The organism is Frigidibacter sp. ROC022 (genome assembly GCF_024723735.1).
In the GTDB taxonomy this organism is placed as follows: domain Bacteria; phylum Pseudomonadota; class Alphaproteobacteria; order Rhodobacterales; family Rhodobacteraceae; genus SLM-1.
Genome location: NZ_JANQDU010000005.1, coordinates 13,502 through 39,221 on the forward strand (window position 1 = coordinate 13,502; position 25,720 = coordinate 39,221).

Annotated in this window: 24 protein-coding genes; 8 read left to right on the forward strand and 16 right to left on the reverse strand. The window is 65.8% G+C overall.

The annotated features are described in order from the left end of the window. Positions 1 to 9 precede the first annotated feature (9 nt). From NUW50_RS18425 to NUW50_RS18435, 3 genes are all read left to right on the forward strand, one after another. A complete protein-coding gene (locus NUW50_RS18425) occupies positions 10 to 1,518 on the forward strand; it encodes an NAD(P)(+) transhydrogenase (Re/Si-specific) subunit beta (protein ID WP_258290648.1) in 1,509 nt (502 codons plus the stop codon). 163 nt (positions 1,519 to 1,681) lie between these two features. Beyond that, on the forward strand, positions 1,682 to 2,290 hold the full coding sequence (locus NUW50_RS18430; RefSeq protein WP_258290649.1) for a DUF922 domain-containing Zn-dependent protease: 609 nt from the start codon (positions 1,682 to 1,684) through the stop codon (positions 2,288 to 2,290). A 120-nt stretch (positions 2,291 to 2,410) separates the two neighbouring features. Further along, positions 2,411 to 3,679, forward strand: coding sequence for a DUF3422 family protein (locus NUW50_RS18435; protein WP_258290650.1), 1,269 nt, complete (start codon positions 2,411 to 2,413; stop codon positions 3,677 to 3,679). Between the two features lie 18 nt (positions 3,680 to 3,697). On the opposite strand, the gene NUW50_RS18440 is transcribed toward NUW50_RS18435, so the two are convergent. From NUW50_RS18440 to NUW50_RS18460, 5 genes are all read right to left on the reverse strand, one after another. Further along, positions 3,698 to 4,633 carry an ABC transporter permease gene (locus NUW50_RS18440; protein ID WP_258290651.1) on the reverse strand — a complete coding sequence of 312 codons (936 nt, stop codon included), beginning with the start codon at positions 4,631 to 4,633 and terminating at the stop codon, positions 3,698 to 3,700. After that, complete coding sequence (locus tag NUW50_RS18445) at positions 4,626 to 5,927, reverse strand: ABC transporter permease (RefSeq protein WP_258290652.1); 1,302 nt, start codon at positions 5,925 to 5,927, stop codon at positions 4,626 to 4,628. The genes NUW50_RS18440 and NUW50_RS18445 overlap by 8 nt, the downstream gene beginning before the upstream one ends. Before the next feature lie 85 nt (positions 5,928 to 6,012). Next, positions 6,013 to 7,710 (reverse strand): peptide ABC transporter substrate-binding protein, encoded by a 1,698-nt coding sequence (locus NUW50_RS18450; RefSeq protein WP_258290653.1) that lies wholly within the window; start codon positions 7,708 to 7,710, stop codon positions 6,013 to 6,015. Then, positions 7,707 to 8,795, reverse strand: a complete 1,089-nt coding sequence (locus NUW50_RS18455) for an ABC transporter ATP-binding protein (RefSeq protein WP_275982228.1) — start codon at positions 8,793 to 8,795, stop codon at positions 7,707 to 7,709. The genes NUW50_RS18450 and NUW50_RS18455 overlap by 4 nt, the downstream gene beginning before the upstream one ends. Further along, a complete protein-coding gene (locus NUW50_RS18460) occupies positions 8,788 to 9,792 on the reverse strand; it encodes an ABC transporter ATP-binding protein (RefSeq protein WP_258290654.1) in 1,005 nt (334 codons plus the stop codon). Before NUW50_RS18460 ends, NUW50_RS18455 begins: the two co-directional genes overlap by 8 nt. Positions 9,793 to 10,059: 267 nt before the next feature. Here NUW50_RS18460 and argE point away from each other — a divergent pair, with 267 nt between their 5' ends. Next, a complete protein-coding gene (gene argE, locus NUW50_RS18465) occupies positions 10,060 to 11,211 on the forward strand; it encodes an acetylornithine deacetylase (protein WP_443135121.1) in 1,152 nt (383 codons plus the stop codon). A 70-nt stretch (positions 11,212 to 11,281) separates the two neighbouring features. Here argE and NUW50_RS18470 read toward each other — a convergent pair whose 3' ends face one another. The 4 genes from NUW50_RS18470 to purB all read right to left on the reverse strand — a co-directional run bounded on the left by NUW50_RS18470 (position 11,282) and on the right by purB (position 14,102). Next, positions 11,282 to 11,446, reverse strand: coding sequence for a hypothetical protein (locus NUW50_RS18470; protein WP_258290656.1), 165 nt, complete (start codon positions 11,444 to 11,446; stop codon positions 11,282 to 11,284). A gap of 3 nt (positions 11,447 to 11,449) precedes the next feature. Further along, complete coding sequence (locus NUW50_RS18475; RefSeq protein ID WP_258290657.1) at positions 11,450 to 12,493, reverse strand: flagellar motor switch protein FliG; 1,044 nt, start codon at positions 12,491 to 12,493, stop codon at positions 11,450 to 11,452. Between the two features lie 77 nt (positions 12,494 to 12,570). After that, positions 12,571 to 12,729, reverse strand: coding sequence for a hypothetical protein (locus NUW50_RS18480; RefSeq protein WP_258290658.1), 159 nt, complete (start codon positions 12,727 to 12,729; stop codon positions 12,571 to 12,573). 65 nt (positions 12,730 to 12,794) lie between these two features. Continuing rightward, on the reverse strand, positions 12,795 to 14,102 hold the full coding sequence (gene purB / locus NUW50_RS18485) for an adenylosuccinate lyase (RefSeq protein WP_258290659.1): 1,308 nt from the start codon (positions 14,100 to 14,102) through the stop codon (positions 12,795 to 12,797). 516 nt (positions 14,103 to 14,618) lie between these two features. Between purB and NUW50_RS18490 the strand changes: the two genes are divergently transcribed. Together NUW50_RS18490 and NUW50_RS18495 are read left to right on the forward strand one after the other, a co-directional pair. Beyond that, positions 14,619 to 14,978: a hypothetical protein gene (locus NUW50_RS18490; RefSeq protein ID WP_258290660.1), complete on the forward strand. Its 360-nt coding sequence runs from the start codon at positions 14,619 to 14,621 to the stop codon at positions 14,976 to 14,978. Between the two features lie 446 nt (positions 14,979 to 15,424). Beyond that, on the forward strand, positions 15,425 to 16,066 hold the full coding sequence (locus NUW50_RS18495) for a hypothetical protein (RefSeq protein WP_258290661.1): 642 nt from the start codon (positions 15,425 to 15,427) through the stop codon (positions 16,064 to 16,066). 306 nt (positions 16,067 to 16,372) lie between these two features. Here NUW50_RS18495 and typA read toward each other — a convergent pair whose 3' ends face one another. Then, complete coding sequence (gene typA, locus NUW50_RS18500) at positions 16,373 to 18,190, reverse strand: translational GTPase TypA (RefSeq protein WP_258290662.1); 1,818 nt, start codon at positions 18,188 to 18,190, stop codon at positions 16,373 to 16,375. Between the two features lie 174 nt (positions 18,191 to 18,364). Here typA and NUW50_RS18505 point away from each other — a divergent pair, with 174 nt between their 5' ends. After that, positions 18,365 to 18,766: a hypothetical protein gene (locus NUW50_RS18505; protein ID WP_258290663.1), complete on the forward strand. Its 402-nt coding sequence runs from the start codon at positions 18,365 to 18,367 to the stop codon at positions 18,764 to 18,766. 11 nt (positions 18,767 to 18,777) lie between these two features. On the opposite strand, the gene NUW50_RS18510 is transcribed toward NUW50_RS18505, so the two are convergent. Continuing rightward, on the reverse strand, positions 18,778 to 19,380 hold the full coding sequence (locus tag NUW50_RS18510) for a YitT family protein (protein WP_258290664.1): 603 nt from the start codon (positions 19,378 to 19,380) through the stop codon (positions 18,778 to 18,780). Positions 19,381 to 19,458: 78 nt separating this feature from the next. Further along, on the reverse strand, positions 19,459 to 22,146 hold the full coding sequence (gene acnA / locus NUW50_RS18515; protein WP_258290665.1) for an aconitate hydratase AcnA: 2,688 nt from the start codon (positions 22,144 to 22,146) through the stop codon (positions 19,459 to 19,461). Positions 22,147 to 22,464: 318 nt separating this feature from the next. Between acnA and NUW50_RS18520 the strand changes: the two genes are divergently transcribed. Then, positions 22,465 to 23,187, forward strand: a complete 723-nt coding sequence (locus NUW50_RS18520) for a DUF1223 domain-containing protein (protein ID WP_258290666.1) — start codon at positions 22,465 to 22,467, stop codon at positions 23,185 to 23,187. A gap of 241 nt (positions 23,188 to 23,428) precedes the next feature. Here NUW50_RS18520 and NUW50_RS18525 read toward each other — a convergent pair whose 3' ends face one another. The 4 genes from NUW50_RS18525 to NUW50_RS21470 all read right to left on the reverse strand — a co-directional run bounded on the left by NUW50_RS18525 (position 23,429) and on the right by NUW50_RS21470 (position 25,716). Continuing rightward, positions 23,429 to 24,355, reverse strand: coding sequence for a lysophospholipid acyltransferase family protein (locus tag NUW50_RS18525; RefSeq protein ID WP_258290667.1), 927 nt, complete (start codon positions 24,353 to 24,355; stop codon positions 23,429 to 23,431). 78 nt (positions 24,356 to 24,433) lie between these two features. Further along, positions 24,434 to 25,108 carry a nitrile hydratase subunit alpha gene (nthA, locus tag NUW50_RS18530; protein WP_258290668.1) on the reverse strand — a complete coding sequence of 225 codons (675 nt, stop codon included), beginning with the start codon at positions 25,106 to 25,108 and terminating at the stop codon, positions 24,434 to 24,436. Further along, positions 25,098 to 25,406 (reverse strand): SH3-like domain-containing protein, encoded by a 309-nt coding sequence (locus NUW50_RS21465; RefSeq protein ID WP_338001368.1) that lies wholly within the window; start codon positions 25,404 to 25,406, stop codon positions 25,098 to 25,100. The genes nthA and NUW50_RS21465 overlap by 11 nt, the downstream gene beginning before the upstream one ends. After that, complete coding sequence (locus tag NUW50_RS21470; RefSeq protein WP_338001369.1) at positions 25,384 to 25,716, reverse strand: ScnB-like protein; 333 nt, start codon at positions 25,714 to 25,716, stop codon at positions 25,384 to 25,386. The genes NUW50_RS21465 and NUW50_RS21470 overlap by 23 nt, the downstream gene beginning before the upstream one ends. Between the last annotated feature and the right edge of the window lie 4 nt (positions 25,717 to 25,720).

Here is a 25,720-nt window from a genome sequence, read left to right on the forward strand (position 1 = left end):
GGGACGGGCATGAGCATCGGACTTGTCGGAGCGGCCTATGTGGCGGCCGCCATTCTGTTCATCCTCGCACTGGGCGGGCTGAGCGGGCAGGAGAGCGCCAAGCGTGCGGTCTGGTACGGCATCGCCGGGATGGCGCTGGCGGTCGGGGCGACGATCTTCGGCCCCGGGGTCGGCGCCTATGCGCTGGTGATCCTGATGCTGGCGATCGGCGCCGCCGTGGGCAGCTATGTGGCGATGCGGGTGCAGATGACCGAGATGCCGCAACTGGTGGCGGCGCTGCATTCCTTCGTCGGCCTGGCTGCGGTCTTCATCGGCTACAACGCCCATATCGAACTGGGCAACGTGCTGGCGCTGAAGGCCGGCTTGTCACCGACGCTGAACGATGTCGGGCAGCTGGCGGCGCTGCAGGAGGCCGGGGTCAAGGGCTTTGCCCTGGTGCTGGCGCAGAAGGACGCGGTCGAGATCAACATCCTGCGGGTCGAGGTCTTCCTGGGCGTCTTCATCGGCGCGGTGACCTTCACCGGCTCGGTCGTGGCCTTCGGCAAGCTGGCCGGCAAGATCGACGGCAAGGCGAAGAAGCTGCTGCTGCCGACGGCCGAGTCGCCGGTGCCCTTCATCTCGGGCCATTACCTGAACGCGGCGGCGGCGGTGCTGTCGGCGCTGCTGCTGATCGCCTATTTCTCGGGCGGCGGGCTCTGGGCGCTGCTGTTGATGACGCTGCTGGCCTTCTTCATCGGCTGGCACCTGATCATGGGGATCGGTGGCGCCGACATGCCTGTCGTGGTCTCGATGCTGAACAGCTATTCCGGCTGGGCGGCGGCGGCGATCGGCTTCACCCTCGGCAACGATCTGCTGATCGTCACCGGGGCCCTGGTCGGATCGTCCGGTGCGATCCTCTCCTACATCATGTGCAAGGCGATGAACCGCAGCTTCATCTCGGTGATCCTGGGCGGTTTCGGTGCGGCGGCCGGCCCGGCGCAGGAGGTCGAGGGCGAGCAGGTATCGATCGACGCCGAAGGCGTGGCCGCGGCGCTGAACGATGCCGACAGCATCATCATCATCCCCGGCTACGGCATGGCGGTGGCCCAGGCGCAGCAATCTGTCAGCGAGCTGACCCGCAAGCTGCGCGCCGCGGGCAAGGAGGTGCGCTTTGCCATCCACCCGGTCGCGGGCCGGCTGCCGGGGCACATGAACGTGCTGCTGGCCGAGGCCAAGGTGCCCTATGACATCGTGCTGGAGATGGACGAGATCAACGACGACTTCCCCGACACCGACGTGGCGATCGTCATCGGCTCGAACGACATCGTTAATCCGGCGGCGCAGGACGATCCGAACAGCCCGATTGCCGGCATGCCGGTTCTGGAATGCTGGAAGGCCAAGCAGGTCATCGTTTCGAAGCGGGGCCAGGGCACCGGCTATTCCGGGATCGAGAACCCGTTGTTCTACAAGGACAACACCCGGATGTTCTATGGCGATGCCAAGAAATCGGTGGACAGCCTGCTGCCTCTGATCGACTGAACCGGGTAGGGTATTCCCGCCCCTCGAAGGCCCCTGACCGTGATTGTCAGGGGCCTTTTTCGTGCCTAATTAGGTCTCAGTTCAAGACGAAGAGAATTTTTCATCAAGGCCCCGCCGCCCCTTGGCATCGGGTTCTTGCGTCATATTCGGGAGAGAGAAAGCCATGCCCACGAAGATCATCAACGGCGGCAACAAGTTCAAACACATCGATCTCAAGGGCGAGACGCTGGAGGCGATCGACAAGCAACGGCGCAAGTCGGGTTGCAAGGATCCGAACTCGCCCGGCAAGAGGTTCTATGGCCTCACCGAGGCGACGATCGCGCTCACCCCGGGCGAGATCATTCCGATCTTCCAGTCAATGATGGGGCTGGGTGCCCAGGTGACGGTCAAGTTCAAGGACGTGGAGGCGAAATACTCGGCCGTGACCACCCTGTGCCGGCCCGCCAACAAGGCCAAGCTGACCCCCAAGGCCAAGGCCGAGTGGGAGCGCTTCGAAAAGGAACTGATCAAGCACGAGAAGCTGCATTTCGACGACGCCAAGGCGCTGGCCGATACGGTCGCCACCGAGGTTCACAAGATGTCGGTGACCGGCAAGGGCAAGACCCTGGAGGAAGCCGGGGTGAATGCCGCGAAGGCGCTGAAGTTCGAATACAGCAAGACCTTCACCGGCAAGAAGCTGGTCGATCGGATCAACAAGGGCATGGCCAAGCGCGACTCGATCGACGGCCATGGCACGGGGTCGGGCGCCAAGCTGAAATACGCGATCAAGTAGGGTCGGCTGTGCCCTGATTGCCAGTCGACAATTGCATACCTGCCTGCGACCCCTTGCGCGGTTGTCTCGCGGGGGCGCTTCGGGGAAGTCTGGACCCCACGCCGCTGCTTCGAGGCCCCGATGATTGCCGACCACGACCTGCGCTATACCCTGTCGAACGAGCTTCACGCCCGCCCGTTTCCGGTGGTCTCGGCCCCTTCGGTCGTGGCCTGGCTGGCGATCAAGGCGCCCGAGGATGCCGCCGGGCGCGACCGTGAGGCCGACCGGGCCCAGCTTCTGGCGCTGCTCGACCGATATGGTGCGACGCATCCACCCCCCGGGGCGACGCATTGGTCGGGGGCGCTCGGCCGGCACCAGCTGAAATGGGAATGCCATACCGAGTTCGTGACCTACAGCGCCTTCGCGCCGGGCGCCGGGGCGCGGCCCTTCGATCCTTCCGCCTTCGATGTCTTTCCCGCCGACTGGCTGGACCGGATGCCGGGGGTGCGGATGACCTCGGCGCTGATCGAGGTCTCGCGCGGGGACGATGATCGCTGGGCCGCCGGACTGGAAACCGGGTTCGAGGCCGAAAGCCTCGCCGTTTCCTCGGTGCTGGACGGGGCGGCGAAGATTGCCGGGGATTTCCGGATCGACCCGGCCGGGCATGTCCGCTTTGCCCTGCATGTCTCGGAAGGCACCGGCGACCGCCGCGTCGGCCGGATCGTGCAGCGCCTGGCCGAGATCGAGACCTACAAGGCGATGTCGATGCTGGGCCTGGCCCGGGCGCGTGAGATGTCGGGCCGGATGGGCCTGCTGGACCGTGACCTGGCGCGGCTGATCGCCGAGATGCAGCATGGCGCCGACCCGGCCGCGACCCTGGCCGGGTTGCTGGGCGTCTCGGCAGAGCTCGAGGCGATGGTACAGGGGGCCTCGTTCCGCTTCGGCGCCACCGGGGCCTACGAGGCGCTGGTGCTGTCACGGATCGCCGCCCTGCGTGAGACCCGCTGGCAGGGCCGGCAGACCTTCGCCGAGTTCATGGCCCGGCGTTTCGATCCGGCAATGCGGACGGTGAAATCCACCGAGAGCCGTTTGATGCGGATGACCGAGGCCGCCAGCCGCGCCGGGGAACTGCTGCGGACCCGTGTCGATGTGGACCGCTCGGCGCAGAACCAGAAGCTGCTGGAAAGCATGGACCGCCGCGCCGATCTGCAACTACGGCTGCAACAGACCGTCGAGGGGCTCTCGGTGGTGGCGATCAGCTATTACGCGGTCAGCCTGGGCAGCTATCTGCTGCTGCCGCTGGCCGAGGCCTGGCACTGGCCGAAAAGCTGGCTGAGCGCCGCGTTGGTGCCGCCGGTGCTGGCCGGGGTCTGGCTGGCCATGCGGCGGATCCGCAAGCGGCTGCACTAGGGGGTTTCCCCGCGCGGCTCAGCGCCCGCGAATCCGCGGGTCCAGCGCGTCGCGCAGCCCGTCGCCGATGTAGTTCACGCTCAACACGGTCAACGAGATCGCCACCCCCGGCAGCACCACCCGCATCGGATAGAGCTGCAACTGGTCCACCGCGTCATAGAGCAACCGCCCCCAGGTCGGAAAATCCGGCGGAAAGCCGAGGCCGAGGAAGCTCAGCGCGCTCTCTGTGATGATCGCGTTTGCGATGCCCAGTGTGGCCGAGACCATGATCGGCGACAGCACGTTCGGCAGGATGTGGCGCGAGATGATCCGCCGCGACGGGGTGCCGATCGATTTCGCCGCCAGGACATATTCCCGCTCTTTCAGTGCCAGCACGTCACCGCGCACGATCCGCGCGGTCTGCATCCAGGAGGTGACGCCGATGGCGCTGACGATCAGGATGAAGATGCCGGTCTCGGGGCCGAAGCTCTGCGACAGGGTCTCGCGGAACAGCATCACCATGACCAGCAGCAGGGGCAGCAACGGCAGCGCCAGGAACAGGTCGGTGAAGCGCATCAGCGGCCCGTCGAGGCGGCGGAAATAGCCCGCCAGCACGCCGATCAGGGTGCCCAGCACCAGGCTCAGCGCCATCGCCATCAGCCCGACGAAGATCGACACCCGCCCCCCTGCCATCATTCGGGCCAGGAAATCGCGGGCCAGTTGATCGGTGCCCATCGGATGCGCCAGGCTGGGCGGCTGGTTGCGGCCCCGCAGCAGGTCGATCGCCTTGCTGGGCGATTCCGAGGGGTCCAGTTGCCAGATCCAGGGCCCGATGCTGACGAACAGGACGATCAGGATCATGATGACGGCGCCCAGCATCGCGCCCTTGTGGGTCTTGAACTGATCCCAGACATCCCACCACTGGTTGCGCGGCGGGCGGTGGCTCATGTCGGTTCCGGCCAGCTCGTCAGTCATAGCGGATCCTCGGGTCGAGCATGCCGTAAAGCACGTCTGCAATCAGGTTGAACAGCACGATCAGCACCGCGAAGATGAAGGTCAGGGTCTGGACCATCGGAATGTCGCTGCCCTGGATCGACAGGATCAGCTGCTGTCCCAGCCCGTTCACCTTGAAGACCTGCTCGGTGATGATGGCGCCGCCGAAGATCGTCGGCACCCCCAGGGCGATCACCGTGATGACCGGGATCATCGAGTTGCGCAGCACATGGAGCAACACCACGACCCGCTCGGTCAGCCCCTTGGCGCGGGCGGTGCGGACATAGTCCTGATGCAGGTTGTCCAGCATCGAGGCGCGCATGAAGCGTGAAATCTGGCTGGCGTTGAACAGTGCCAGCACCGCCACCGGCATCGCCATCTGTTTGACCTGTTTGACGAAACTGGGCCAGTCCACGACCTTCAGCGTGGTGTCGTAGATCGACGGGAACCATTGCAGCTTGACCGAGAAGATGATGATCAGCAGCACCCCGGTAAAGAAGGTCGGCACCGAAAAGCCGATCATCGAGATGAATGTGCCCAGCTGGTCGAACCAGGAATACTGGCGATAGGCAGAGATGATCCCGATCGGCAGCGCGATCAGCACCCCGACGAGATAGGCGATGCCGACCACCTTGAGGGTCTGGGGCATCCGCTCCAGCACGATGTCCATCACCGGGCTGCGGCTCTGGAACGACAGGATGCGCTGCCGGGGCCGGGTGCCCTCGGTCACTTCGACGGTAAAGCCGTCGCCGGGCACAAATGCCGTGTCGCCCTGCTTCAGTTCGAACCCGATCGAGCCTTCCAGCGGCTGGCCGACCCGGACCTCTCCCAGCGTCTTGCCGTCCGGTCCCCGAACCTCGAAGGCCGGCCCGTCGGGGCCATCGGTTCCGGCCAGCGCCGTCAGCGCATAGCTGCCCGCTGTGCCGGCGGCGGGGGCGGCAACCATCAGCGTGCCGTTGCCGGTGTTGCCGGGGCTGACCGCGACCACGGCATCGACGAAATCGGTCATCCGCAGATTGGTGCCGAACCAGTGGTCGATCAGATACATCGGTTCGGTGATGAAGAAATTGCCCAGCCATTTGACATAGCGGACATAGACCGGCTCCCCGAGACCCAGGCTCTCGCGGATACGCTCGCGGACCTCGGGCGGGATCGTCAGCGGCATGTTCGAGACCGGATCGCCGGGCGCAAGGTCGAGCAGCAGGAAGATCACCAGAGAGATGAACAGCAGGGTCGGGATCGCCAGGACCAGTCGCCTGATCGTGTAATTCAGCATCAGCGCCTCGCATCAGCCCGGGGCCAGAGGGCAACGGGAAGGGCAGGGTGGGGCGGTCCGTCGCCGGGCCGCCCCGGTTTTCCGGCTACTTGATCCGGTACCAGTCGGCAGCGTTCCAGATCTCGCTGTCCCAGACATTCATGATCACGCCACCCAGGGTGTTGGAATGGGCTGCGTTGCGGCCGCGGTAGACCAGCGGGATGATCACGTATTCCTGCATCAGCATGTCGTTCATCGCCTTGGCCAGGCGACCCCGCTCGTTGATGTCGCCGGTCTGCGCCATTTCGGCACGCAGGGCGTCATACTCGGCCGAGCAGAAGCGCGGCATGTTGTTGCCCTGCCACTGGTTCTCCGGCGCCGGGATCTGGCCGCAGGTCCAGTTCGACATGTAGGCTTCCGGATCCGTGCCGTCGAAGTTGTTGGTGAACATCTCGATATCGGCAAAGAACTTCTGGAACGTGTCGGGCGAGCCCGGGTCCGATCCGAAGAATACCGAGGCGTCGATGTTGCGCAGTTCGACCTCGACACCGATCTCCTGCCACCAGCCCTTGATCAGGGCCTGGAAGTCCTGGCGCACGGCATTGGTCGATGTCTGGAAGACCACCGACAGCCGCTTGCCGTCCTTCTCGCGCACGCCATCGGGGCCCGGCACCCAGCCGGCATCGTCGAGCAGCTTCTTGGCGCCCTCGATGTCCTGGTTGACGCAGTCGTCATTGGCGGTCGAGGCATAGACCGCCGGGGCCGGCAGCACGTTGCAGGTCAGCCGTCCGAAGGAGCCATAGCCGATCTCGACCAGCAGCGCCCGGTCGATGGCCTTGGACAGGGCCTCGCGGACCGGCTTCTCGGTCAGGAAGGGATGCGGATGCTTGATCGTTCCGCGCTCGTCACCGAGCGCCGGGTCCACGTCGGTCAGGTTGACCAGGATCCGTTCGACCGAGGTGCCGAAGGCGACGATGTTCTTGCCCTTGCCCACCGATTCCATCTGCTCGAGCACTTCCGGCGCCAGCTGAAGGTTCCAGGCATAGTCGAATTCGCCGGTTTCCATCACCGCACGACCGGCCGCCGCCGCATCGCCGCCGCCCTTGAAGGTCACCGTCGCGAAGGCCGGCTTGTCCGGATCGCGATAGTTCGGGTTGGCTTCCAGCGAGATCACGTCATTGGTCCGGAACTCGGTGACGACGAAGGGGCCGGTGCCGATCGGGCCGAAGTTGGCATCGGTGCATTCCGGCGCCTTGGCCCCCATGCAGTCCTTGAACTGGGCCTTCTGGATGATCGGGGCCTGGGCGCCGACGAAGGGTCCATAGGGGAAGGGCTTGGGCACGCTGAAGTGCACGATGACCGTCTGCGGGTCCGGCGTATCGACCGAGACCACGTCATTGAATTTCTCGATCTGGGCGCAGCCGCCGCCATCGGCGGTGCAGTATTCCCAGGTGAATTTCACGTCTTCCGAAGTCACCGGCGTGCCGTCGGACCACAGGAGACCGTCCGACAGCTTCCATGTGATGCTCTTCAGATCGGCCGAGACGCCGCCGTTCTCGACGGTCGGGATTTCATCGACAAGCCAGGGCGTCAGGGCGCCGTCCTGGTCATAGCGGGCCAGCGGTTCGATGATCAGCGACGAGGATTCCAGGTCCTTTGTGCCGCCGGACAGATAGGGATTCAGGATCGAGGGCGCTTGCCAGTAGATGATGTTGAGGTGGCCATCCGATCCGCGCTCGGCCATCGCGGCAGGCGCGATGACGGCAACGGCGGCAGCACCTAGCAGGGCTGTCTTCAGTTTCATGATCGTCTCCTTGTTGGGTGCTCGTTGGCCTCGGATGCCGCGGTTTCTTCCACGGTCCCGCTCTTTGGGTCGACATAGAGATGGCAGGCGACGAAGCGGCCCGGCTGCACCTCGCGAAACTCTGGGTCCTCGACATGGCAGCGTTCCACCGCCACCGGACAGCGGGTGCAGAAGTTGCAGCCCTTCGGCGGATTGGCGGGCGAGGGCACGTCGCCTTGCAGGATCACCCGCTCGACCTTGTCCTCGATCCAGGGGTCGGGCTCGGGCACCGCCGACAGCAGCGCCCGGGTATAGGGGTGGAACGGATCGGAATAGAGCTCTTCGCGCGGCGCCAGTTCCACCACCTTGCCCAGGTACATCACCGCCACCCGGTCGGCGATGTGGCGGACCATGGAAAGGTCGTGGCTGATGAACAGATAGGTCAGCCCCAGCCGATCCTGCAGGTCTTCCAGAAGGTTCACCACCTGGGCCTGGATCGAGACGTCCAGCGCCGCGATCGGCTCGTCGCAGATGATGAACTTCGGGTTCAGCGCCAGCGCTCGGGCGATGCCGATCCGCTGCCGCTGACCGCCGGAAAAGGCATGCGGATACCGGTTTGCAAAGCTGCGCGCCAGGCCGACGGCATCCATCAGCTCGTAGATCCGGGCCAGCTTTTCCTTCTTGCTCAGGCGGGTGTGCTCATCCAGCGGCTCGCCGATCAGCGCCGCCACGGTCATCCTCGGGTTCAGGCTGGCCTGCGGGTCCTGGAACACCATCTGCATGGTCGGGCGCAGGTCGCGCAGATTGGCCTGCGGCACCTTGGCGATTTCCGCGCCATCGACCACGATCGAGCCATCAGTTACGTCATACAACCGCAGGATCGCCCGGCCGCAGGTGCTCTTGCCGCAGCCGCTTTCGCCGACCAGCCCCAGGGTCTCGCCTTCATATATGTCGAAGCTGACCCCATCGACCGCCTTGACCTCGCCGACCCGGCTGCGCAGCACCCCGGCATAGATCGGGAAATGCATCTTCAGCCCGCGCACCTCGACCAGCTTGCGTTGCGTTGCCCCGCGGGCCGGAGCTTCGGTCGTCGCGATATCAGACATGCCGGGCCGTCCCGGTCTTGGCGTCCCAGAAACAGGCGGCGTCATGGCCCGGACCGGTGGCATAGCGGGGCGGGTTCCGGCTGGCACAGATTTCCAGAGCATGGGTGCAGCGTCGCCGGAACGGGCAGGAGCCGGGCTGCGCGGTCAGCATCGGCGGCTGACCCTCGATCACGCTCAGCTTCGGCTCGCGGGCGCCGCGCACCCGTGGCACCGTCTTCAGCAGCGCCCGCGTATAGGGATGCTGCGGATTCTTGAACAACTCGCGCACCGGGGCCTGCTCGACCACCTGGCCGCCATACATCACCATCACCCGGTCGGCGATGCCGGCAATGACGCCCAGGTCATGGGTGATCCAGACGATCGCCATGCCCAGCTTGTGCCGCAGCTCCTTCACCAGTTCGAGGATCTGCGCCTGGATCGTCACGTCCAGCGCCGTTGTCGGTTCGTCGGCGATCAGCACCTCCGGGTCGCAGGCCAGCGCGATGGCGATCATCACCCGCTGCCGCATCCCGCCCGAGAACTGGTGCGGATAGTCGGCCAGCCGCGCCTCGGGGTCGGGGATGTTGACCAGTTTCAGCAACTCTGCCGCCCGCACCCGCGCCGCCGCCTTGTCCATTCCCATGTGTTTGCGCAGCGGCTCCATGATCTGGTAGCCGACGGTGAACACCGGGTTCAGGCTGGTCATCGGGTCCTGGAAGACAAAGCCGATCCGGGCACCCCGGATCTGGCGCAGCGCATCCTCGGGCAGCCGCAGCAGGTCCTGGCCGTCGAACAGCACCTGGCCGTCGCGGATCTCGGCCGGCGGCATCGGCAGCAGCCCGATCAGCGACATCATGGTGACCGACTTGCCCGACCCGCTTTCGCCCACGACGCCCAGCAATTCGCCCGGCTTCAACTCGAAGCTTACGGAATTGACGGCATGTATCTCGCCGGCGCGTGTCCGAAACACGGTCTTGAGGTCCTTGACATCAAGGACGGGCAAGGCCCCATCGGGCATAGGCGACTCCCCAGTCGGACGTTTTTTGTTCTTGTTATTGTTCTTGTCTTTTTGTCTGGCCGGGTCTGACGCCCGATCTCAGGATTACCGGGACGTTAGCACCAATTCCCCGTCCGACAACAGCTAATCAGCGGAAATGGCGTAACGGTATGCATATGCCCGTTTGACTGGCAGGACCGCGTCGGAAAGCGGCGGCAGCGCTTGACCTCGGGCGCAGCCGGGGCCACCGTTTGCGCGCAGCCCGGGAGAAAGCCATTGGCCAAACACATGACAGCACGGGAAATTCTGGAACGGCTGGTGGCCTTCCCGACCGTCTCGCGCGATTCCAACCTGGCCCTGATCGACTGGGTCGAGGACTATCTGGCCAGCCACGGCGTCAGCGCACATCGGGTCTATGACCCGACCGGGCAAAAGGCCTCGCTCTTTGCCAATATCGGCCCCGAGGTCGCCGGGGGCACGCTGCTCTCCGGCCATACCGATGTGGTGCCGGTGGACGGGCAGGACTGGGCCTCGGACCCCTGGGTCGTGACCGAGCGTGACGGCAGGCTCTACGGGCGTGGCACCTGCGACATGAAGGGGTTCGACGCGCTGGCCCTGGCGGCGGTGCCGCTGGCGCTGGAGCGCGATCTCAAGCGGCCGCTGCAGATCGTGCTGACCCATGACGAGGAGGTCGGCTGCATCGGCGCGCCGCTGGTGATCCCGCATGTGCTGAAGACCCTGCCGAAAGCGGCAGCGGTGATCGTGGGCGAGCCGTCGATGATGGACTGCGTGACCGGGCACAAGGGCGGCACCGGATTCAAGGTTCATGTCCGGGGGGTCGAAATCCATTCCTCGATGATGCACCGGGGGGTCAGCGCGGTGATGTGGGCGGCGCGGCTGATCGACTGGGGCAACCAGGAGAACGAGCGGCTCTGGGCCGAAACGCCGTCCGATCTTGCGGCGCTGTTCGATCCGCCCTTCACGACGCTCCATACCGGCATGATCCAGGGTGGCACTGCACATAACATCACCGCCGGCGACTGCTGGTTCGACTTCGGCTACCGGGTGGTGCCGGGAGAGGATATCGAGGCGCATATGGCCCGGTTCCGCGCCAAGGTTGCCGAACTCGAGGCGCAGATGCAGGCGATCCACCCCGACGCAAGGATCGAGGTCGAAGGTCGCTGGCCGGTACCGGGGCTGAAGCCCGAGACCGATGGCGCCGCCGAGACCCTGGCCCGCAGCATCACTGGCGACAATGGCCGCCATGTCGTCAGCTACGGCACCGAGGCGGGCCAGTTCCAGGAGGCGGGCTATTCCGCCGTGGTCTGTGGCCCCGGCAGCATCGACCAGGCGCATCAGCCGGACGAATACATCGCCCTCGACCAGTTCGCCCGCGGCGAGGCTTTCGTGCGCCGGGTCGTTGATCGGCTCTGCGACTGAGTTCCGGCGATCCGGTCACTCCGGCCGGAGGGCCGCCACCGCCGGGGCGCATGGGGCAGGGACGCCGCTCTCAGCCCCGCCTCTGGCCCGGCCGTTTCGTAAGGGCCGGTTCCCGCACCGCCAGCAGGGGATGCCGGGCCGGGATCGACCGCCCCTGTGCCCGCAGCCAGACCCACAGATAGATCAGCGCCCAGATCAGCCCGACGAGCCCCTGGCCGGCGAGGTCCGGCAGCATCACCTAGTCCTCGCCCGCGATCAGGAAAATCTCGCCCGCCGCCTCCAGTTCGCGGATCGCAGCGACGACCGCATTCATCGCCGTTTCGCCGTCCTTCTCGCGCACCTTGCCCAGAGCCTCCATCTCTTCCCGCAGTGTCGCCGCCATGCGTTGCGACATGTTGCCCAGGATGAACTCGACCGTGCGGCCCAGATTGCGCTGGCCGGCGGCCTGAAGGGCGGTGACGAGCACCGCCTGATCGATGCCCCGCACGATCCGGGCGACATCGCGACTCTCGATCCGGTCGGGGATATTGGCGAATGTGAAGATTGCCAGCCGCACCTCTTCCGCCAGGGTCCGGTCGGTTTCGTCCAGGCCGGCCAGCACGTCGTCGCGGGTGTTGGACGGCGAGAAGTTCAGGATCGCCCCGATCCGTTCCACCGGGCCCTTGGCAAAGGCGGGAACCGGCATCGCGTCGATCTGGTCCAGGATGGTGCGCCCGATCCGCTGCACGATCGCCGGCCGCACCGCCTCGGTCAGCGACATCGCATAGGCGATGCGGCGTGCCCTTGGCCCCGGCAACCGGCCCAGGATTTCGGCGGCCTTCGAGACCTTCAGCTTGGCCAGGACCACCGCCCCGACTTCGTTGCTTTCGGCTTCGATCAGCGGCAGCAGCTCATCCGTGGACAGCGCCGCGACCCGCTCCCACGGGTCGCCCATCGCCTCGGCCCCGAGCTGTCGGCGGAACCGATCGGCTGCCACGGGCGAGATGGCCGGACCCAATGTGCCGAGCGCCCCGGCGATCCCGCGCGGAAAGGACAGGCCGATGCCATCGACCTCGCTGGCGAATTCCGAGGCGACCGCGGCAAGGGTGGCATGGTCGATGGTGCGCATCTTCGACATCTGCACCACCAACTCGTCCTGCAACGCGTCGGGCAGGTCGGCCAGCGACAGTGATGCTCCCTCGGCCAGCAAGAGCCGAACGATGACCGCGGCTTTCTGCGGTCGCGTCAAACGGCGCGGCAGCGGCGGCTCCGGCGCCCCTGCGGATTCTGGCTGGACCTGCATCCGGCACACTCCCGATCCTGTCGGATCAGGAAAACCAGAACAGGCTTAAGACCGGGTTAACCGCGCCGGGGCCGGTGTCAGCTCGAGGCGATCGGCACGCAGGCCGAGGCTTCGGCGTCCCAGGTGTGTCCGTCGGCGCAGGTGGCGGCGGCCTGTCTATCGTGCTCGCAGCCCTCTGCCGTTGCGGCAAGAGGCGAAAGCGCAAGGATCAGCGCAACAGAGGCGGTCTTCAGCATCGGGAACCTCCTTGGATACTGTGCGCCCCCAGCCTAACACGATTCTCGCCGCGCCGCGCCGGTTTTCACTCGGCGCCGAAGACCCGACGGAAGATCGTCTCGACATGCTTGCGGTGATAGGCGAGGTCGAACATCTCGTCGATCTCGGCATCGCTCAGCGCGGCGCGGACTTCCGGGTCGGCTTTCAGTTCGGCGGCGAAGTCGGCACCCTGTTCCCAGACCTTCATCGCATTGCGCTGGACTGCGGCGTAGGACGCCTCGCGGCTCAGCCCCTTCTGCGTCAGCGCCAGCAGCACGCGCTGCGAATTGTGCAGGCCGCCGAGCCGGTCGAGGTTGGCCTGCATGCGTTCGGGGTAGATCACCAGCTTGTCGACCAACCCGGTCAGACGGCCGAGTGCGAAGTCGAGTGTCACGGTGGTGTCGGGACCGATCATCCGTTCGACGGAGGAATGCGAGATGTCGCGTTCGTGCCAGAGCGCGACATTCTCCAGCGCCGGGGTCACCGCCATGCGCACCAGCCGCGCCAGCCCGGTGAGGTTCTCGCTCAGCACCGGGTTGCGCTTGTGCGGCATTGCCGAGGACCCCTTCTGGCCGGGCGAGAAGAACTCTTCCGCTTCCAGAACCTCGGTGCGCTGCATGTGGCGGATTTCGATGGCGATGTTCTCGATGCCGCTGGCGATGACGCCGAGCGTGGCGAAGAACATGGCGTGGCGGTCGCGCGGGATGACCTGCGTCGAGATCGGCTCCGGGGTCAGGCCGAGCATCTTGCAGACATGTTCCTCGACCGAGGGGTCGATGTTGGCGAAGGTGCCGATCGCGCCCGACAGCGCGCCGGTGGCGATCTCGGCGCGGGCCGCCTGCAGCCGGCGCTTGTTGCGGTCCATCTCGGCGTAGAACCGCGCGAAGGTGAGTCCCATGGTCGTCGGCTCGGCGTGGATGCCGTGGCTGCGGCCGATGCGGGTGGTGAACTTGTGCTCCATCGCGCGGCGTTTCAGCGCCGCCAGCAGCGCGTCGAGATCGGCCAGCAGCAGGTCGGCGGCACGGGTCAGCTGCACGTTGAAGGCGGTGTCGAGCACGTCCGACGAGGTCATCCCCTGGTGCACGAACCGGGCCGCGTCCTGGCCGACGATCTCTCCCAGATGGGTCAGGAAGGCGATCACGTCATGCTTGGTGACGGCCTCGATCTCGTCGATCCTCGCGGTGTCGAAGGTGGCGTCCTTCGCCTTCCAGACGGCTTCGGCGTTCTCCTTCGGGATCACCCCGAGCGCCGCCTGGGCGTCGCAGGCATGGGCCTCGATCTCGAACCAGATCTTGAAGCGGGTCTCGGGAGACCAGATGGCGACCATCTGGGGGCGGGAATAGCGCGGGATCATCGGGCCGTCCTTGGCTGCGGCGGGGTCGGAGCGGGTTTAGACTCCCCCCATGCAGAGGGCAAGAGCCGAGGCGTCCCCATGGGGACGGGGGTCAAGGGGTTGATTTTGTTGAGAAAGCCGTGCGGACGGGGGTTGTGGTTAATGGGAGGTGAAGGGGGATGGGGGGTGTAGGGTGCGTGTTTACACGCACCAAGGGAGCGGAGGCGCGGTGAGTGGGTAGCTTTAGGTGTGGCAAGCCACTCGGTTTGCTATCCATTTCCTTGCCGTCATCCGGATCAATTTAAAGTTGTTCGTGCGATTGAACTGCTTTCCAGCAGCTAGTAGAGAATTCGCAGGAAGAGAGGTCTTGGGAGTTCCCTTTTTTGGAGACGCGGTGGGAAGATGCCTTCCTAGCTCGTCGTCGGGTTGTCTTTGGATGTGCCGACCAATCTTGTTTTGGTTTTCCCCAAATCAAAATTGGTTCCCATTCTTGGGATGATTTTCCAGAAAATAAGGTTCCACGTAGGAGTAGAATATATGGCGGTTTACCGAAGGCGCTATCATGTCGCGCATCGATATCTTGTAGGCAGGCTTGTTTGCTGGATTCTCGAGCTCTTGGGATGGGTCATCGTGGCTGCTGGATGCCTTCTGATTATTGCAGGCTGGATCAATGGGGAAATGGTCGTGCAGTTCTTGGATATAGCCGATACAACTGGCCCACGGTTCATCAATATCGTGGCGTCAATCTCGGGTGGCATTATCATAATGACGGGTTTGATCATGGTCGCGGTGTGCCAATATTTCGTGGCGACCTTTGACAACTCCATGACTACGCAAAAGCTGCTAGTGTTGGCCGAGGAAGAAGCCTCGGCATGGGAGGACGAGGAGTCCTCTTGAGTGCCGACGATATCGCGTGCAGCGGTGAGGATAAGGTGCCTAGCGCCACAACATCTCGGTGCTCCCGTTGTGTGAGTGAATTCGATAAATCCGAATTGTCGGGGTCACGATACATGGTGCGTGATGTCACGCGCATATGGGATCGCGGATGCATGGTGCGTGCGAGCACGCACCCTACGGGTGTGCGGGGCGGTTCATGCGGGAAGTGCGGCGGTTGGTGGGGTGCGTGATGTTGTGCGCCATGTGAGGTCGCGGGGGTGTGGTGCGTGCGAGCACGCACCCTACGGGTGTGCGGGGCGGTTCATGCGGGAGGAGTGGCGGTTGGTGGGGTGCGTGATGTTGTGCGCCATGTGAGGTCGCGGGGTGTTGTGCGTGCGAGCACGCACCCTACTTGACGTACCCGACAGCTACGTGAAAGCTTCGCCTATCTTCTAGGAGGCGAAATCATGATCGCTACGTGCCCCCGGTGCGGGTTGATATTTCCTAGCGCATTTACCAACGGCAGCGTTTTCGGAAACATCCGCCAAGGCACTATCGTAACTTCGAACAGCGCCGAGCAATGCCCTCGCTGTGGCGCGATGGCCCGCACAGGGGACGGTACAACGGAAATCAGGGACGGTATCGCGCGAGTTGTATCGGCAGACTGGGCGACGATTGAGAATATTCGGAAGCTTCAAACTCTCTTTGCCGCAGCACAACAAGGGAACATTGAGAAGACAGCCGCAATCAGCGCCGCTGAAAAAATCCACCGCGAGGCCGCCATAACGCTTAAGGACGTTTTCAACGCGGGGCCGAATTGGGGCATGCTACTTCTTAGCGCCATCATGCTTTACTTGAACAGTTGCGTTTCTAACCCACCCCTTACCGATGAGGATGTGGAGAGAGCCATAGTATCCGCCGTTGAGGCCGCCGCGCAGGCGGCGTCGGAGGAACAGATGGCTAAGGCGAGAAACAGAAATCTAGACGCCGAAGAAAAGCATCCTAGTTCCGTACGAAACTACACATCCGAGCGTGAACCCACGTATGAAAATCGTAAAGCGAGGAGAGCAAGAAAGGCGAAGGAGAGAACCAAGAGCAGAACACGATAGAGCGAATAGCCCCCTTCTAGCTATCATCTTTGTCATCAGTAGCCGCGCGCAGCCGCGACGTCCACACCGTTGGAGCGGTGCGCGCCGGGGGGGGCGGGCGTGCAATCGGTGCGAAGTAGCGTGCGTGATGTCACGCGCCATATTGGACCACCGGGGGGGTGGTGCGTGCGAGCACGCACCCTACGGGTGCGCCGGGCGGGGGCATGCTCTCGGTGCGGAGGTAGGGTGCGTGATCTCACGCACCCTGTCGGATCGCGGAGGTGCGCCGAGGACGGGTCATGCGGAAGGGATGGAGGGCGGCGGCGCTCAGGCCACCTTGCCCTGCCGCTTGCGCTCATGCGGGTCGAGCCAGCGTTTGCGCAGGCGGATGCTCTTCGGCGTCACCTCGACCAGCTCGTCGTCGTTGATATAGGCAATCGCCTGTTCCAGCGACATCCGCACCGGCGGGGTCAGGCGCACCGCCTCGTCGGTGCCCGAGGCGCGGACATTGGTCAGCTTCTTGCCCTTCAGCGGGTTCACTTCCAGGTCGTTGTCGCGGGCGTGCTCGCCGATGATCATGCCGCCGTAGACCTGTTCCTGAGCGCCGATGAACATCTTGCCGCGCTCTTCCAGGTTCCACAGCGCATAGGCGACCGAGACCCCGGCATCCATCGAGATCAGGACCCCCTGGCGGCGGCCCTCGATCGGGCCCTTGTGCGGCGCCCAGCCGTGGAACACCCGGTTCAGCACCCCGGTGCCGCGGGTGTCGGTGAGGAATTCGCCGTGATAGCCGATCAGCCCGCGCGAGGGGACATGGGCGATGATCCTCGTCTTGCCGGCGCCGGCGGGCTTCATCTCGACCAGCTCGCCCTTGCGGGGGCCGGTGATCTTCTCGATGACCGCGCCGGAATATTCGTCATCGACGTCGATCGTGGCTTCCTCGATCGGTTCCAGAGTCACGCCGTCCTCTTCGCGGAAGATGACGCGGGGGCGGGAGATCGACAGCTCGAAGCCCTCGCGGCGCATGTTCTCGATCAGCACGCCCATCTGCAGCTCGCCGCGGCCCGAGACCTCGAAGGCGTCGCCCGAGGGGGTGTCGGCGATCTTGATGGCGACGTTCAGCTCGGCCTCCTTGAACAGCCGCTCGCGGATCACCCGGGACTGGACCTTGGAGCCGTCGCGGCCGGCCAGCGGGCTGTCGTTGATGCCGAAGGTGACCGAGATGGTCGGCGGGTCGATCGGCTGGGCGGGCAGGGCGGTCTCGACCGAGAGGGCGCAGAGCGTGTCGGCGACGGTGGCCTTGGACATGCCGGCGAGGGTGACGATGTCGCCGGCCTGTGCGGTCTCGATCGGGGCCTGGGAGAGGCCGCGGAAGGCGAGGATCTTGGAGACCCGGAACTGTTCGATCTTGTCGCCGGTGCGGCTGAGCGCCTTGATCGTCTCGCCGGTCTTCAGGGTGCCGCTCTCGACCCGGCCGGTGAGGATGCGGCCGATGAACGGGTCGGCGGAGAGCGTGGTGGCGAGCATGCAGAAGGGCTCGTCCTTCGCGGCCAGCTGCTTCGGGGCCGGGACATGGGCGACGATCATGTCGAAGAGCGCGTCCAGGTTCTCGCGCGGGCCGTCCAGTTCGGGATCGGCCCAGCCGGCGCGGCCGGAGGCGTAGAGATGCGGGAAGTCGAGCTGCTCGTCGCTGGCGCCGAGATTGGCGAAGAGGTCGAAGACCTCGTTCAGGGCGCGGTCGGGTTCGGCGTCGGGCTTGTCGACCTTGTTGAGCACCACGATCGGGCGCAGGCCGAGGGCCAGCGCCTTGGCGGTGACGAACTTGGTCTGCGGCATCGGGCCTTCGGCGGCATCGACCAGCAGCACGACCCCGTCCACCATCGAGAGGATGCGCTCCACTTCGCCGCCGAAATCGGCGTGGCCGGGGGTATCGACGATGTTGATCCGGGTGCCGCCATGTTCGACGCTGGTGCATTTGGCGAGGATGGTGATGCCGCGCTCGCGCTCGATGTCGTTCGAGTCCATCGCCCGTTCGGCCACTGCCTGGCCGGTGCGGAAGGCGCCGGACTGTTTCAGCAGTTCATCCACCAAAGTGGTCTTGCCGTGATCGACGTGGGCAATGATGGCGATGTTACGAAGGTCCATGGGTCGCTTTCCTGAGGTCGCGCGGGGCTTATCGCGCATGCGCAGAAAAGGCTAGGGGAAAGCGGTGCAACGCCCCGTCAGAGCGCCATATCGGGGCGGAAAGCCGGGGCGGGGCGCCGGGGGGCCGCGGAAATCCGGACTATGCCGGGCGGCAATCCGTGCTAGGCTGGCGCCATGATCCGTTGTCTTCGCCTGTCGATGATCCTCGGCCTTGTCGCCACGACGGCGCTGGCCGACCGTCCGCCGCCCGAGTTCTTCCAGGGCCGCTACCGCGTCGTCGGCCGGGATGCCGCGACCCCGCCGAAGCTGATCGACGAGGATGTGCGGCTGGAGGTGGCGGGCAAGGGGCTGACCTCGCATCTCTGCGGCCGGCCCGAGGGGCGGATGGATTACGATTCGATCTTCGAGGCCGACAATTTCCTGCATGGCGGTGTCGGGCCCTGGGTGGTCTGGTGTCTCTACACCAACAACGGCTCGAACTATCCGATCCTGAACTGCGGTGGCGATGCCGGAGAGCTGTTCACCCTGTTCCCGGACGAGGGCGGCTTTGCCGAGCCGCTGGACTGCGGCGACTAGGCCGGGGCGGCTCAGGTCGCGATATAGCGGTCGCGGCGGTGGTTGATCGCCAGGGTCAGGTTCAGCACCAATGCGCCGAGGAAGGACCAGCCGACGATCTGCGCCGGAACCAGCGTGAAGGCGAGCCCGAACATCACCGCGTCGAAGGCGAGCTGGGTCCAGCCGGCGCGAAAGCCGGTATGGTCCTGGATCAGCAGGGCGAGGATGCCGATGCCGCCGAGGCTGGCGCCATGCCGGAACAGCGCCAGCAGCCCGGCCCCGGTGATGCAGCCGAAGATCACCGCGGTGGCTCCGGGCTGGATCGCGCCCAGCGGGATCAGGCCCGGAATGAAGCTGGTGAACAGGGTCAGCAGGGCGACGGCGATGAAGGTCTTGATGGTGAAGGCCAGTCCGAAGCGGCGGTAGCCGAGCCAGTAGAACGGGATGTTGACCACGAAGAAGACCGGGCCGAAGGCCCAGCCGGTGGCATAGGAGATCAGCACCGCCATGCCGGCGGTCTGGCCGGTGACCAGCCCGGCCGACAACAGGAGATGCATCCCGAAGGCCGCCATCAGGGAGCCGAAGCCGAGCCCCTGGGCGTCGTCGAGCAAGGTGTGACGTGGCGCGTCGCTCATCGCGTGGTGCGGCCCGGTCCTGCGGGGGGCAGCGGTGCCGGGCCGAAGCCGCAGGGGCCCGGGCCCGGCACGCCCAATTCAGCCGGCCTTGGCAAGGTTGCGCAGCACATAATGCAGCACGCCGCCGTTTTCGACATATTCGATCTCGATCGCGGTATCGATCCGGCACTTGAGCTGGATCACCTTTTCGGTGCCGTCGGCATAGGTGATCGTGCAGGGCACCTCGGCCAGCGGGGTGACATCGGTCAACCCGGTGATCGAGAAGCTCTCGTCGCCCTTCAGGTTCAGGGTCTTGCGGTTGTCGCCGCCGGTGAACTCGAAGGGGATCACCCCCATGCCGACGAGGTTCGAGCGGTGGATGCGTTCGAAGCTCTCGGCGATCACCGCCTTGACGCCCAGCAGCGCGGTGCCCTTGGCCGCCCAGTCGCGGCTGGAGCCGGCGCCGTATTCCTTGCCGCCGATGACGACCAGAGGGGTGCCCTGCGCCTGCCAGGCCATCGCGGCGTCGAAGATCGCCGCCTGCTGGCCGTCGGGCCCCTTGGTATAGCCGCCCTCGACCCCGTCCAGCATCTCGTTCTTGATCCGGATGTTGGCGAAGGTGCCGCGCATCATCACCTCATGGTTGCCGCGGCGCGATCCGTAGGAGTTGAACTCGCGCGGCTGGACCTGGCGTTCGATCAGATATTTTCCGGCCGGCGAGGTGGTGGGGAACGACCCCGCGGGCGAGATGTGGTCGGTGGTGACCATGTCGCCGAGGATCGCCAGTTCGCGGGCGCCGGTCAGATCGGTGATCTTGCCGGGGGTCTTGGACATGCCCTGGAAGTAGGGCGGGTTCTGGATATAGGTGCTGGTCGGGGGCCAGTCGTAGGTTTCGCTGTCGACGGTCTCGACCGCCTGCCATTTCTCGTCGCCCTTGAAGACATCGGCGTATTTCTTCCGGAAGGCCTCGCGCGTCACCGTGGCGTGGACCAGATCGGCGATTTCCTTGGTGCTCGGCCAGATGTCCTTGAGATAGACCGGGTTGCCGTCGCGGTCCTCGCCCAGCGGCTCGGATGTCAGGTCGATGTTCATGTCGCCGGCGATGGCATAGGCGACCACCAGCGGCGGGCTGGCCAGGTAGTTGGCGCGCACGTCGGGGCTGATCCGGCCTTCGAAGTTGCGGTTGCCCGAGAGCACCGCGGTGGCGACCAGATCGCCATCGGCGATGGCCTTGGAGATTTCCGGTTGCAGCGGGCCCGAGTTGCCGATGCAGGTGGTGCAGCCGTAGCCCACGAGGTTGAAGCCGATGGCGTCGAGATCCTCCTGCAGGTTGGCCGCTTCCAGATATTCGGACACGACCTGCGATCCCGGGGCCAGAGATGTCTTGACCCAGGGCTTGCGGTTCAGGCCCAGAGCGCGGGCCTTGCGGGCGACGAGCCCGGCGCCGATCATCACATAGGGGTTCGAGGTGTTGGTGCAGGAGGTGATCGAGGCGATCACCACCTTGCCCGAGGACATGGTGTAATCCTCGCCCTCGACCGGGACTTCCTTGCCCAGCGGGCGCTTGAAGGTCTCTTCCATCTCGCGCGCGAAGGCGGCCTTGGCGCCGGTCAGCGGCAGGTAGTCCTGCGGCCGTTTCGGGCCCGAGATCGCCGGGACGATGGTGCCCATGTCGAGTTCCAGCGTCGAGGTGTAGACCGGCGCGTAATCGGCATCGCGCCACATGCCGTTGGCCTTGGCATAGGCTTCGACCAGGGCGATGCGTGCCTCGTCGCGGCCGGTCTGGCGCAGGTAGCGCAGGGTTTCGCCGTCAACCGGGAAGAAGCCGCAGGTTGCGCCGTATTCGGGGGCCATGTTGGCGATCGTGGCGCGGTCGGCGAGCGGCAGGTGATCCAGGCCCTCGCCGTAGAATTCGACGAACTTGCCGACCACGCCATGCTTGCGGAGCATCTCGACGACCTTCAGCACGAGGTCGGTGGCGGTGGTGCCCTCGACCATCTGGCCGGTGAGCTTGAAGCCGACCACTTCCGGGATCAGCATCGAGACCGGCTGGCCCAGCATCGCGGCTTCGGCCTCGATCCCGCCGACGCCCCAGCCCAGAACCGCAAGGCCGTTGACCATGGTGGTGTGGCTGTCGGTGCCGACGAGGGTGTCGGGATAGGCGACCTCGGTGCCGGACTGGTCCTTGTCGGTCCAGACCGTCTGGGCCAGATACTCAAGGTTGACCTGGTGGCAGATGCCGGTGCCCGGCGGCACGACGCGGAAGTTCTCGAAGGCCGACTGGCCCCATTTCAGGAACTGGTAGCGTTCGATGTTGCGCTCGTATTCGCGGTCCACGTTCATCTGGAAGGCGCGCGGATTGCCGAATTCGTCGATCATGACCGAGTGGTCGATGACCAGATCGACCGGGTTCAGCGGGTTGATCTTCTGCGCGTCGCCGCCGAGACCGATGATCCCGTCGCGCATCGCGGCCAGATCGACCACCGCCGGAACCCCGGTGAAGTCCTGCATCAGCACCCGGGCCGGGCGATAGGCGATCTCGCGGCTGCTCTTGCCGCCGTCCAGGGCCCATTGCGCGAAGGCGCGGATGTCGTCCTGGGTGACCGTCTTGCCGTCCTCGAAGCGCAGCATGTTCTCGAGCACCACTTTCAGCGCGGCGGGCAGGCGGGAGAATTCGCCCAGGCCGGCGGCTTCGGCGGCGGGGATCGAGTAGTAATCGACGCTGGCGCCAGCGGCGGTGAGGGTCTTGCGGGTCTTGGCGGAATCGTGGCCGACGGTGATGGTCATGGCGGTCTCCCGTGAAGGGTTGGCTGATGTCCCGGAATTTTCGGGTTCCAGGATCGGGTCCGGTGTAAGGGGTCCGAGGCTCGTGCCGCATGTGCCAAATCGGCGACCGCGTTGCAAGGATCGACTGAGCGAGCGGCCTGCGTGCGGCGTCGGAAATGGTCCGGTCCGGCGACTCGGTCCCAATTGGTATGCAATTGCATACAATGACCGTCACGGCGATGCAACGGCCTCGAATATGTCGCGCCTATCGCAAAACCTTGATTGGCCCGGCGCCGGGCATGGGGGTAGGAAGGGGGACCACATGGGGAACCAGGCAGCATGAAGACCCTCGCGATCGCCCTTGGGGCGGCTCTAGCCATCGGCTCGGCGGCCCAGGCGCAGGTCGGCCCGGAGAAGGACGCGGCTGCGACCCCCCTGGTGGTGGTCGAACTCTACACCTCGCAGGGCTGTTCCTCCTGTCCGCCGGCGGATGCTTTGCTCGAGAAGCTGGCGGCGCGGAGCGACGTGCTGGCCCTGGCGCTGCATGTCGATTACTGGGACTACATCGGCTGGAAGGACACCTTCGCCTCGCCGCAATACACCCAGCGGCAGAAGCTCTATGCCCGGGCCGCCGGGCATCGGACGATCTACACCCCGCAGATGGTGATCGAGGGGCAGGATCATGTGGTCGGGTTCCGCCCGATGGAGGTGGCCGACCTGATCAGCCGGCACCGCGACGTGGCGCCCGAAGCCGGGATCACGCTGAGCCGGGACGGCGACCAGTTGACGGTGCGGCTCTCGCCGACCGGCAAGGTCAGCGGGCCGCTGGTGGTGCAGCTGATCCGGTTCACCCCGTCGCAGGATGTCGAGATCGAGCGCGGCGAGAATGCCGGCAAGCGGATCCATTACGCCAATGTGGTGACCGAGTGGAGCCGGATCGGCGAATGGGACGGCCGCGCCGACATGGCCATCGAGGCTCCGGCGGCCGGCGATGCGGGCGTGGCGGTGATCGTGCAGAAGAAGGACATGGGGCCGATCGTGGCGGCGGCGATGCTGAAGTAGGGCCTGTGGCCTGATTTCCGGCGCCGGTCCTTTCCGGTTCATCCTGGCAGCGGGCATTGCCCGGCCGAGTCGGATGTGTGCGGAGGGGTCGGGGCGGAATGGTGCGTGAGATCACGCACCCTACGGCGTGAATCGCGATGCCCCGTGCCGTGGCTTTGACGATGGGTGGTGGCGCGCGCGGGCCTGCATCCTGTCGGCCACGGTCGGCAACCGCACCCGCCGGCGGTGCGGGCGGTGTCCTTCAGGCCCCGGGTTTCGTGACCTGCTGGTGGCGCTCGGGCTTCCAGCGCCGGTGAATCCAGAACCATTGGTCCATGTGGTCGCGAACCAGCGCGGTCAGGCTGTCGTTCAGCGCCTGGGTCATGGTCACCGGGTCGGACGCGGGGATCGGCGGTTCGATCCGGATGTCGAAGCCGAGCCCGTCGGGCTGGCGGATGCCGTAGATCGGGACCAGCAGCGCGTCGTATTTCAGCGCCAGTTCGGCCGCCGAAAGCGCGGTCGGCGCGGGCTGGCCGAGAAAGTCGAGCAATTCGCCATGGCTCATGTACTGGTCGATCACCATCCCGACCATGCCGCCGGATTTTAGGAACCGGATCATCTCGGCCATGCCCTTGCGGCTGCGGGGAAAGACCGGCGTGCCGATGCCCGAGATCGCGGCCACATAGTGATCGTTGAACCAGGCGTTGCGCATCGGGTTGTAGAGCCCGCCGACCTTGTAGCCATGGGCGATCAGCCAGGCGCGCGGAGCATCGTAATTGCCGAAATGCCCGGTGACGAGGATCACCGGCCGGCCCGAGTCGCGGGCCTCGCGCAGCGCCTCGACCCCGGCGCCCGTCGGGGTCAGGTCGCGGACCCGCGCGATGAATTCGGGGGCCGAGTAGATCTCCATCAGCGCGCGTCCGAAATTGTCGGGCACGCGGCGGATCAGGCGGCGGATTTCGGCCTCGGGCAGATCGGGCGTGGTATGGGCGAGATTGCCGCGCACCCGTTTGCCCCAGCCGGCCAGCGGCGCGATGACCCGGGCGGTCAGCCAGCCCATGGTGGCGATCCGGGCCCGGTAGGGCAGCAGCCGCACCGCGCCGATCATGCCGCGCACCGCCAGATCCACCGCCAGCCGGGGCAGGCTGCGATCCTGGGTCTTGCTGTCCTTGGGTTTCCTGCCTGCCATCCCCGGCCCCTGCCATTCGGTGCCGAGATTTAGGCCGGGCGGCCCGGGTTCACAAGCCGCGCGGCGCCGCGGCGCCGGTCACGCGCCGGGGCTGCGCGGCAGGCCGGTGCCGATCATCGAATCGCGGGTGACCAGTTCCGCCAGCGCCTCGGCCGTCATGCCCTCGGTGCCCTCGGGACGGGCGGGCAGCACGATATAGCGCATGTCGGCGGTGGAATCATGGACCCTGACCGTGGTGCTTTCGGGCAGGGTCAGGCCGAATTCGGCCAGCACCCGGCGCGGCTCCTTGACGGTGCGCGAGCGATAGGCGCGCGACTTGTACCAGTCCGGCGGCAGGCCCAGAAGGTTGCGCGGGTAGCAGGAGCAGAGCGTGCAGACGATGACGTTGTGCACCTCGTCGGTATTCTCGACCGCGATCAGCCGCAGCGGGCCGATGTCGAATCCCATTTCACGGCTGGCCTCGGAGGCATCGGCCAGCAGGCGGGCCTTGAAGGCGGGATCGGTCCAGGCGCGGGCCACGACCGCGGCGCCGTTGGCCGGGCTGCGGGCATCCATCGTCTCGATCTGGGCGGCGATCTCGGCCGGGGTGATCAGGCCGCGCTCCACCGCCAGTTCGCGGACCGCGATTTCCATCACCTGCCAGTAGCTGAGCGCGGTGTCCTGGTCCGGGCGGTAGGGATGGCCCGAGGGCGACATGCCGGTATGGTCGTGCGGCACCGCGCCGTCATGGCTGTGGTCATGGTCATGCGGCATCGAGTGGCTCCAGCCAGTGGGCGAAGATTTCGGCGTCGAGCGTATCGGTCGGGGTCTCGGCCGCCTTGCCCCAGACCTCGGCCATGGTGAAGCGGACCCGGTAGAGTGGGACCGGGTCGGCGGGCTGGCGCAGGGCGAGCTGTTCGGGGTTCGGGAAGGCACCGAGCGCCCGTTCGATCCGGCCCTCGCGCCCGCGCAGATACCAGGGCGTACGGATATGGCCCGGTGCGGCCCAGCTGCGGACCCGCACCCGGGCCCGGACCGGAAGCTGCGGCTCAGACACGGTTGGCGCCGCCATAGGTGCCGCCGCGGCGGGCGACCTCTTCCATCTTCGCCGCCAGTTCGGCGGTGCTCCAGGCCCCGGCCTCGACCATGTTGCGGCTGACCGAGGCGATCCAGCGTTCGTAATAGGTCATGGTCTCGAATGCCTCGGGGCCGAGATCCTCGATCGCCCGGCGCAGCCCGTCAACGGTGAAATGTCCCTTGCCGGACAGGAGCACCATCAGCGCGTCCACCCGTTTTTCCCACAGCGCATAATCATGCGTCGAGAGGTCCACCGCTCCGGCGGCCTCACCGCCCATGTCATGCCATGCGTGTCCGGGTTCCATGAGG

Bases quoted from the DNA above. Each gene is read 5' to 3' on its own strand.
- NUW50_RS18425 (WP_258290648.1), top strand. From the start codon at position 10: ATGAGCATCGGACTTGTCGGAGCGGCCTATGTGGCGGCCGCCATTCTG.
- NUW50_RS18430 (WP_258290649.1), top strand. From the start codon at position 1,682: ATGCCCACGAAGATCATCAACGGCGGCAACAAGTTCAAACACATCGAT.
- NUW50_RS18435 (WP_258290650.1), top strand. From the start codon at position 2,411: ATGATTGCCGACCACGACCTGCGCTATACCCTGTCGAACGAGCTTCAC.
- NUW50_RS18440 (WP_258290651.1), bottom strand. From the start codon at position 4,633: ATGACTGACGAGCTGGCCGGAACCGACATGAGCCACCGCCCGCCGCGC.
- NUW50_RS18445 (WP_258290652.1), bottom strand. From the start codon at position 5,927: ATGCTGAATTACACGATCAGGCGACTGGTCCTGGCGATCCCGACCCTG.
- NUW50_RS18450 (WP_258290653.1), bottom strand. From the start codon at position 7,710: ATGAAACTGAAGACAGCCCTGCTAGGTGCTGCCGCCGTTGCCGTCATC.
- NUW50_RS18455 (WP_275982228.1), bottom strand. From the start codon at position 8,795: ATGTCTGATATCGCGACGACCGAAGCTCCGGCCCGCGGGGCAACGCAA.
- NUW50_RS18460 (WP_258290654.1), bottom strand. From the start codon at position 9,792: ATGCCCGATGGGGCCTTGCCCGTCCTTGATGTCAAGGACCTCAAGACC.
- argE (WP_443135121.1), top strand. From the start codon at position 10,060: ATGACAGCACGGGAAATTCTGGAACGGCTGGTGGCCTTCCCGACCGTC.
- NUW50_RS18470 (WP_258290656.1), bottom strand. From the start codon at position 11,446: ATGCTGCCGGACCTCGCCGGCCAGGGGCTCGTCGGGCTGATCTGGGCG.
- NUW50_RS18475 (WP_258290657.1), bottom strand. From the start codon at position 12,493: ATGCAGGTCCAGCCAGAATCCGCAGGGGCGCCGGAGCCGCCGCTGCCG.
- NUW50_RS18480 (WP_258290658.1), bottom strand. From the start codon at position 12,729: ATGCTGAAGACCGCCTCTGTTGCGCTGATCCTTGCGCTTTCGCCTCTT.
- purB (WP_258290659.1), bottom strand. From the start codon at position 14,102: ATGATCCCGCGCTATTCCCGCCCCCAGATGGTCGCCATCTGGTCTCCC.
- NUW50_RS18490 (WP_258290660.1), top strand. From the start codon at position 14,619: ATGGCGGTTTACCGAAGGCGCTATCATGTCGCGCATCGATATCTTGTA.
- NUW50_RS18495 (WP_258290661.1), top strand. From the start codon at position 15,425: ATGATCGCTACGTGCCCCCGGTGCGGGTTGATATTTCCTAGCGCATTT.
- typA (WP_258290662.1), bottom strand. From the start codon at position 18,190: ATGGACCTTCGTAACATCGCCATCATTGCCCACGTCGATCACGGCAAG.
- NUW50_RS18505 (WP_258290663.1), top strand. From the start codon at position 18,365: ATGATCCGTTGTCTTCGCCTGTCGATGATCCTCGGCCTTGTCGCCACG.
- NUW50_RS18510 (WP_258290664.1), bottom strand. From the start codon at position 19,380: ATGAGCGACGCGCCACGTCACACCTTGCTCGACGACGCCCAGGGGCTC.
- acnA (WP_258290665.1), bottom strand. From the start codon at position 22,146: ATGACCATCACCGTCGGCCACGATTCCGCCAAGACCCGCAAGACCCTC.
- NUW50_RS18520 (WP_258290666.1), top strand. From the start codon at position 22,465: ATGAAGACCCTCGCGATCGCCCTTGGGGCGGCTCTAGCCATCGGCTCG.
- NUW50_RS18525 (WP_258290667.1), bottom strand. From the start codon at position 24,355: ATGGCAGGCAGGAAACCCAAGGACAGCAAGACCCAGGATCGCAGCCTG.
- nthA (WP_258290668.1), bottom strand. From the start codon at position 25,108: ATGCCGCATGACCATGACCACAGCCATGACGGCGCGGTGCCGCACGAC.
- NUW50_RS21465 (WP_338001368.1), bottom strand. From the start codon at position 25,406: ATGGCGGCGCCAACCGTGTCTGAGCCGCAGCTTCCGGTCCGGGCCCGG.
- NUW50_RS21470 (WP_338001369.1), bottom strand. From the start codon at position 25,716: ATGGAACCCGGACACGCATGGCATGACATGGGCGGTGAGGCCGCCGGA.